The organism is Flavobacterium psychroterrae (genome assembly GCF_018380615.1).
GTDB classification, from domain to species: domain Bacteria; phylum Bacteroidota; class Bacteroidia; order Flavobacteriales; family Flavobacteriaceae; genus Flavobacterium; species Flavobacterium psychroterrae.
Genome location: NZ_JAGYVZ010000055.1, coordinates 1,356 through 7,238, shown reverse-complemented (window position 1 = coordinate 7,238; position 5,883 = coordinate 1,356). Strand labels below are relative to the sequence as shown.

Sequence of the window (5,883 nt, the reverse complement as noted above, 5' to 3'; positions counted from 1 at the left end):
CCTGTAGCCGCAATAACTGGTGTTGGAGCAGTATCGGAAGTTGGAGCGATAGAATGGATTGCTTTTTTGAATTTCTTAGTCAGGATTGCTCTGGTATGACTGCGTGTTGTTGCGTCAATTTTATCGTAGGCTGAACCTATGATTTGATCATCTGATACTGAAGTTGCTTTGGTTTGGTATTTATCCACTGATAAAACAACACTATCATCAGTGTAGGCTTGTACCGGTATAGGGTAAACACTGTTGTTTACTAATACATCAGGATTAAAATTCGCTCTTGGAATATTAATCACGGTCAATTCTGACGCTGAGCCCTCTTCTAACACAGTAAAGTCTGCATCAAGTTCCGGAATTCCATCTAACCAAGGCGCAACTGCCTGATTGGTTAAATTTTGAATTACTCTTTTTAGCCAAATTTCTGGGAAATTCATATTTTATTATTTAATTGATTCTACTAATTGTTTGTACTCTTCCGCGTTGTCCGTCTTAAATGACAACTGGGCATCTAATGGAAGTTTTTGGAAATCTTCCATTGTTTTCACGTCAACTGCTCCCGCTGCCAATGCTACTTTTATACCTCCTGAAAAATTCTTTTTCTCTGGAATTGATCCAATTACTTTGTCAAGTGCTTTTTCTGAAGTAATCCCAAGACTTACCATTTCTTCTTTTTCATCCGCCAAAATTTGTCCTTTAGTGATCGCCAGATCGACTTTGGTCTCAACTCGGGTTTTGATCTCTTTTTCCTGCGCTTCTTTAGCAGTTTTAGCAGCAAGTTTTAAAGTTTCGTTTTCTGTTGTCAGGGATTCGACTTTGGTCGACAGCCCTAAAACTTTTGTTTCAACGTCTGAGACATCTAAGCCGTCGTTTGGCTGGTCTTTGTAACCTAGCGCCATAAGCGTGGCAATGCTTAAAACAATTTTTTTCATGTTATCAATGTTTAGATTTAAATCGGGATTTTTAATGCCGGGAATAACTGAAAGTGACAGCTCCTGAATTTCTTTTTCGTCCATTATTTTTCCATCAGCGTGCATCAAGCGAACAGCATTAGCATTGGATGGAACCGGAACAATTGAAACTTCTACAAGTTCACACTTGGTTAAAACAACTTTATCACCTATGAGAGCAAAATCGTCTCTTTCGAAGATGATACCCATAGAACAGGCATTGATGTAACCGCGTTCTACTTTACCGGCAATTGATGCGGCATCTGTATCTTCAGTATCAAAATCAGGAAGTCCGCTTAAAATGGATTTGTCCTTTTTTACATCAAGCCATTTACCAATAACATTCCAGTTCGAGTTATAATGGTCGGAAAGCATTACAGGATTTTTAGTAAATCTTGTTAAGTCAATACCGGCAGTAAGAATGGAAAAACCATAAGTGTTTTCTACAGTTTCATCATTGAATGCAAAAGGTCTGATTATTGGTTTTGGCATCGTCTTTTTTTAATTAGTCCAGGCGTTTAAATCGCCTTGTGAGATGACAAAGATTAAATGTTATGCTTTCTTAAAAAATTCAAAGCACGGTAAGAGAACACTAGTGTTTGCAATACCTACAGAGTTGTAAAGCAAGTAAACGGGTGTTTTTTTTAAAGACTGCTTATTTGGAGTTTTGACATAAATATATAAGTATGGCAATTCGTAAACAGGTAGAAAGAGACCTCGCAAAAATCCTTTTTGTGAACGATAACGTTTCGCAAAAAGAGATTGCAGAACGTTTAAAAGTTACCGAAAAAACAGTAAGCAAATGGGTTAAAGAGGGCGGATGGGAAAAACTTAAAATATCTCTTTTAGTTACCAAAGACCATCAACTGACAGGACTTTATGATCAGTTGCAATCTGCAATCAATGAGATCAAAACACGTCCGGTTGTCCGAGATATTCCCAATTTCATGCTTAAGCCAATAAAGCTGAAGGATAGCTGCGGAGATGAAAAACTGGAATATCCAAAAGTTAATCCCGAAGACTATCCGATTTTGATAGGAAACTTTCCTAATTCGAAAGATACCGATATGATATCCAAGCTGACAACAGCAATCAAGAGACTTGAAACCGAAACCAATATTGGCGAAACAATTACAGTGGCTAAAAACCTGATTCTTTTCATAAGAAGTATTGACGCCAAATTTGCCAACCAGTTAACCAGTTACTGTGATGCCTTCATCAAACAAAAAATGACGGATGGCACTAAGTAGAAAAGATAAAGACAAGCTAATTGGATGGGAGGATTTTGTTGTAAATCAATATAGGGCTACTCCTGTTGATATGAACGAGAATGCGTCTGATAAACTTAAAAGGATTGCTCATTTAGAAGCAAATCCCGAGCAATGGTATAAGTTTTATTTTCCGAACTTTTATACCTCAGACCCAGCGCCATTTCATATAAAAGCAACAAAACGGGTTCTTGTAAATCCTGAATGGTACGAGGTACGTTCCTGGGCGCGTGATTTATCAAAATCCGGTAGGACTATGATGGACGTGCTTTACCTGACTATGACAGGAAAAAAGAAGACTGTCATTCTCGTTTCTGCAACTTATGACGATGCAGAAAGGCTTTTAAAGCCTTATAAAACCATTCTTGAAGTCAATGATCGTCTAAAGAATGATTACGGGGAGCAGAAAGCCTTAAGCGGTTGGGAAGAGGGAGATTTTACAACTCGTAAAGGTGTTTCGTTTAGAGCCATTGGGGCAGGTCAATCTCCGCGTGGCACCAGAAACGACGCTACACGTCCTGACCTTATTTTAATTGATGATATTGATACGGATGTTGATTGTAATAATCCAGATACCATACAGAAAAAATACGAATGGATTGAGCAGGCATTAATTCCGACCCGTTCTATTTCTGTGCCTTTACTGATTATTGCCTGCGGGAATATTATCGCAAAGTATTGTTGTATTTCCGAAATGGCAAAAAAAGCCAACATTCATGACATTATAAACATCAGGGATGAAAAAGGTGTTTCTACATGGCCACAAAGAAATACGGAAGCTCTTATCGATTTGGCTTTTAGAACCATGACTACAAGCTCTATCCAAAAAGAGTACTTCAATAATCCGGTCAGAATTGGTAAGCTTTTCAAAAAGGTACTTTGGGCAAAGTGTCCACCTCTTAAAACTTGTGAGCATGTTCTTGTATATTCAGATCCGGCAACAAGCAATAAGGACAACAAGACCAGTTCGCGAAAATTTACAGGTGTTATAGGATATAAAGCAGGTAATTTTTACCTCTACAAAGTTTGGCTTGATAACATGAAGCAACGGGATTTTGTTAATAATCTATATCATGCCCATGATTATGTAAAAGCACGAAATGTAGACACTTTCAAAAACTGGATTGAAAATAATTCACTACAAGAACCTTTTTGGGAACAAGTCTTAAAACCGTTAATAAAAACAGTTGGAAAACTGCTTAACAGAATCCCCTTATTTATGTCTTTGGACAAAAGAAAAAAAGACGACAAATACACTCGTATAGAAGGAACACTCGAACCAAAATATAAACAGGGCTCTCTGTATTTCAATGAAGATGAAAAAGACAATCCCAGTATGAAAACGATGGAAGAGGAGTTTCTTGGAGTTGCGCCAAATTCTAAAATGATGGATGGACCAGATGGATTAGAAGGAGGTGTTTGGATTATTGAAAACATCACAACCAAAGAAAACTCAGAGTATGTAGTTGGTCACATTAACAATCGTAAATATTAGATTATGAAAAGAATAGTAAGTTATAAAATTGGTGTAGATGTATTAGGATTTCCTCTTTATGTCATCCACAAAATCCATCAGGACAAACCAACAGAAACAAAAAATCAACCAAATAAAAGATGGCTTAAAGTAGTCACTTTTTTTGCAAAACAACATTAATATGTTTATAGAAAAAGCAGATTTAGGAAGCGTAATATATGATTATCAACTCGATCAGATTACAGAAGGTGATGACGATAAAGTGGCTCAGGCATGTAACGCAGCAATTGAGGAAGCTAAAAGCTACCTCACACCGAATATCGACAATAAAAAGTGGCTTGATGGCAGGCTATTGTATGACGTTGAGGCTATTTTTAGCAAGGTGGGTGATGATCGCCACTCGCTTATTGTTCAGCACTGCTGCACACTTGCAAAATGGTATGTTGCAGAGTTATGTAATGCAGATTTCATATACGAAAAAGCAAAAGAGCGTTACGATCGTGCCGTGAGTTGGTTTACTAAAGTCGCCACGGGAGTAATAAACGTTTCGACACTTCCGCAACTGGTGCGAGATGAGACAACAGCAGGAGATAAACAGCCTTTTGAATTTGGTTCAAGAGCAAAATTTAATCACGAATATTAAGATGGGAAAATTTATAAATTGGGTTCAGGAAGCATTTGGACACACAGTAGATGTGACAGGATTAGCCGCCGCACCTACAAAGGCAGGAAATGGCTATATACAAAATATAGTGCCTAAAACAGTAAGCCAGACAAGGCAGGATATTAAAACATGGACAAACGCGCAAAATTCAGCAATGGTGGAAGAGAATCCTAAATTCTTTCCTATCCAAAACCTTTATGATAATATATTAAAAGATTTGCACTTGCAATCACAGGTTAATAACCGAATTCTTAAGTCTTTGAGCCGACCTTTTAGTATCAAAAATGCAGACGGAAAAACCAATGATGACCTGACCAATTTATTACAGGACAAAGGATTTGTATTTCAGGTCAACAAAGCCATTTTAGAAACTATATTCCGACGTCATTCGTTGGGTGAGTTTTCATATAAACTGGTAAATAATGAACCGGTTCTAACCTTCGACTGCATTCCCAGACAAAACGTTGATCCTGTGACCGGATATATCTATTATGATTATACCGATGATAAAAAGATCAAGTATCGTGAACAAAAAGAATACGGATCCTGGCTGATGGAATTCGGAGAAAAAAACACAACATTAGGTTTGCTTGATGGTTGCGTTCCGATGGTTTTATTTAAACGCTTTGGCGGTAGCTGTTGGAGTGAACTTTGTGAGATCTACGGTATTCCACCACGTGTTATGAAAACCAATACACAAGACAAGGTTATGGTGGCACGCGCAAAAAAAATGATGGCGGATATGGGATCAGCGGCATACTTTATCATTGATGATTCAGAAAGCTTTGAGTTTGCCAAAGGAGTCAGCACAAATGGTGATGTATACGCCAACCTAATGAAATATTGTAACAATGAAATGTCTATGGGGGTTTCCGGAACCGTAGTAGGTCAGGACACAAAAAACGGTTCAAATGGAAAGGAAAAAACGTCTATTGGGATTCTTGACGATTTGGTTGATAGTGATTTATCTTTAATTGAACAATGTTGGCGTGATACTGTTATTCCTGCATTACAGGCTTTAGGTGTTTTGCCTGCTGGTGTAATGTATAAATATGATGCTACCGAAGATATAGCAACATTGTGGAAAATGGTAACTGAAGCGGCTAGCTTCTTGGAATTAGATCCTAAATGGATTGAAACAAAATTTGGGCTTAAGGTTATTGGAACTAAAAAGGAATCTGAAACAAAGCTGTCTTTAAATTTGAGTACGGATTTTTTCGTTTAAGCCCTGATTATTTCAGGGCACTGCATTCAAGATTGGAGAACTTATATAATTGCAGTTGCAACGAATGCGAGAAACATAGTACTGTTTTAAATTTAGGTATCAGCGATGCGTTTAAACAGCTTTTAAAGGATGGTGAAAAGGCATTTAAACACCTTCATAAAAAAGGATCGTACAAACCCGAAGATTTGCAAACCGAAAAACCATATCAAAAACTTGTAAAATCCACTAGTGATGCTTTTGATTTTGCCATTAAGGATAATGAAATGCCGGAAGTGATGCGTACCGCATTGCAAGATAATACCAGACTT

The 5,883-nt window shown here is 37.6% G+C and carries 7 protein-coding genes and 1 pseudogene; 6 read left to right on the top strand and 2 right to left on the bottom strand.

The features are described from left to right. Positions 1 to 431, bottom strand: a pseudogene (locus tag KHA90_RS24765) (hypothetical protein); the annotation flags it as partial. Between the two features lie 6 nt (positions 432 to 437). Beyond that, complete coding sequence (locus tag KHA90_RS24760; RefSeq protein ID WP_213308173.1) at positions 438 to 1,436, bottom strand: HK97 family phage prohead protease; 999 nt, start codon at positions 1,434 to 1,436, stop codon at positions 438 to 440. Between the two features lie 194 nt (positions 1,437 to 1,630). Between KHA90_RS24760 and KHA90_RS24755 the strand changes: the two genes are divergently transcribed. The 6 genes from KHA90_RS24755 to KHA90_RS24730 all read left to right on the top strand — a co-directional run. Next, positions 1,631 to 2,194 (top strand): helix-turn-helix domain-containing protein, encoded by a 564-nt coding sequence (locus KHA90_RS24755; RefSeq protein ID WP_213308171.1) that lies wholly within the window; start codon positions 1,631 to 1,633, stop codon positions 2,192 to 2,194. Further along, the gene (locus tag KHA90_RS24750) at positions 2,181 to 3,707 is read left to right on the top strand and encodes a hypothetical protein (RefSeq protein WP_213308169.1); all 1,527 of its coding nucleotides are present in this window, start codon (positions 2,181 to 2,183) and stop codon (positions 3,705 to 3,707) included. Before KHA90_RS24755 ends, KHA90_RS24750 begins: the two co-directional genes overlap by 14 nt. A gap of 3 nt (positions 3,708 to 3,710) precedes the next feature. Beyond that, positions 3,711 to 3,866: a hypothetical protein gene (locus KHA90_RS24745; RefSeq protein ID WP_213308167.1), complete on the top strand. Its 156-nt coding sequence runs from the start codon at positions 3,711 to 3,713 to the stop codon at positions 3,864 to 3,866. A gap of 1 nt (position 3,867) precedes the next feature. Further along, positions 3,868 to 4,329: a phage protein Gp36 family protein gene (locus KHA90_RS24740; RefSeq protein ID WP_213308165.1), complete on the top strand. Its 462-nt coding sequence runs from the start codon at positions 3,868 to 3,870 to the stop codon at positions 4,327 to 4,329. A 1-nt stretch (position 4,330) separates the two neighbouring features. After that, positions 4,331 to 5,575, top strand: a complete 1,245-nt coding sequence (locus KHA90_RS24735) for a phage portal protein family protein (protein WP_213308163.1) — start codon at positions 4,331 to 4,333, stop codon at positions 5,573 to 5,575. A 32-nt stretch (positions 5,576 to 5,607) separates the two neighbouring features. After that, a partial coding sequence (locus tag KHA90_RS24730; RefSeq protein WP_213308161.1) for a hypothetical protein occupies positions 5,608 to 5,883 on the top strand: 276 nt, incomplete at its 3' end.

What these genes read in the sequence shown, in the direction of transcription:
- KHA90_RS24755 (WP_213308171.1), top strand. Translation starts at nt 1,631, where the DNA reads ATGGCAATTCGTAAACAGGTAGAAAGAGACCTCGCAAAAATCCTTTTT.
- KHA90_RS24745 (WP_213308167.1), top strand. Translation starts at nt 3,711, where the DNA reads ATGAAAAGAATAGTAAGTTATAAAATTGGTGTAGATGTATTAGGATTT.
- KHA90_RS24735 (WP_213308163.1), top strand. Translation starts at nt 4,331, where the DNA reads ATGGGAAAATTTATAAATTGGGTTCAGGAAGCATTTGGACACACAGTA.
- KHA90_RS24750 (WP_213308169.1), top strand. Translation starts at nt 2,181, where the DNA reads ATGGCACTAAGTAGAAAAGATAAAGACAAGCTAATTGGATGGGAGGAT.
- KHA90_RS24760 (WP_213308173.1), bottom strand. Translation starts at nt 1,436, where the DNA reads ATGCCAAAACCAATAATCAGACCTTTTGCATTCAATGATGAAACTGTA.
- KHA90_RS24740 (WP_213308165.1), top strand. Translation starts at nt 3,868, where the DNA reads ATGTTTATAGAAAAAGCAGATTTAGGAAGCGTAATATATGATTATCAA.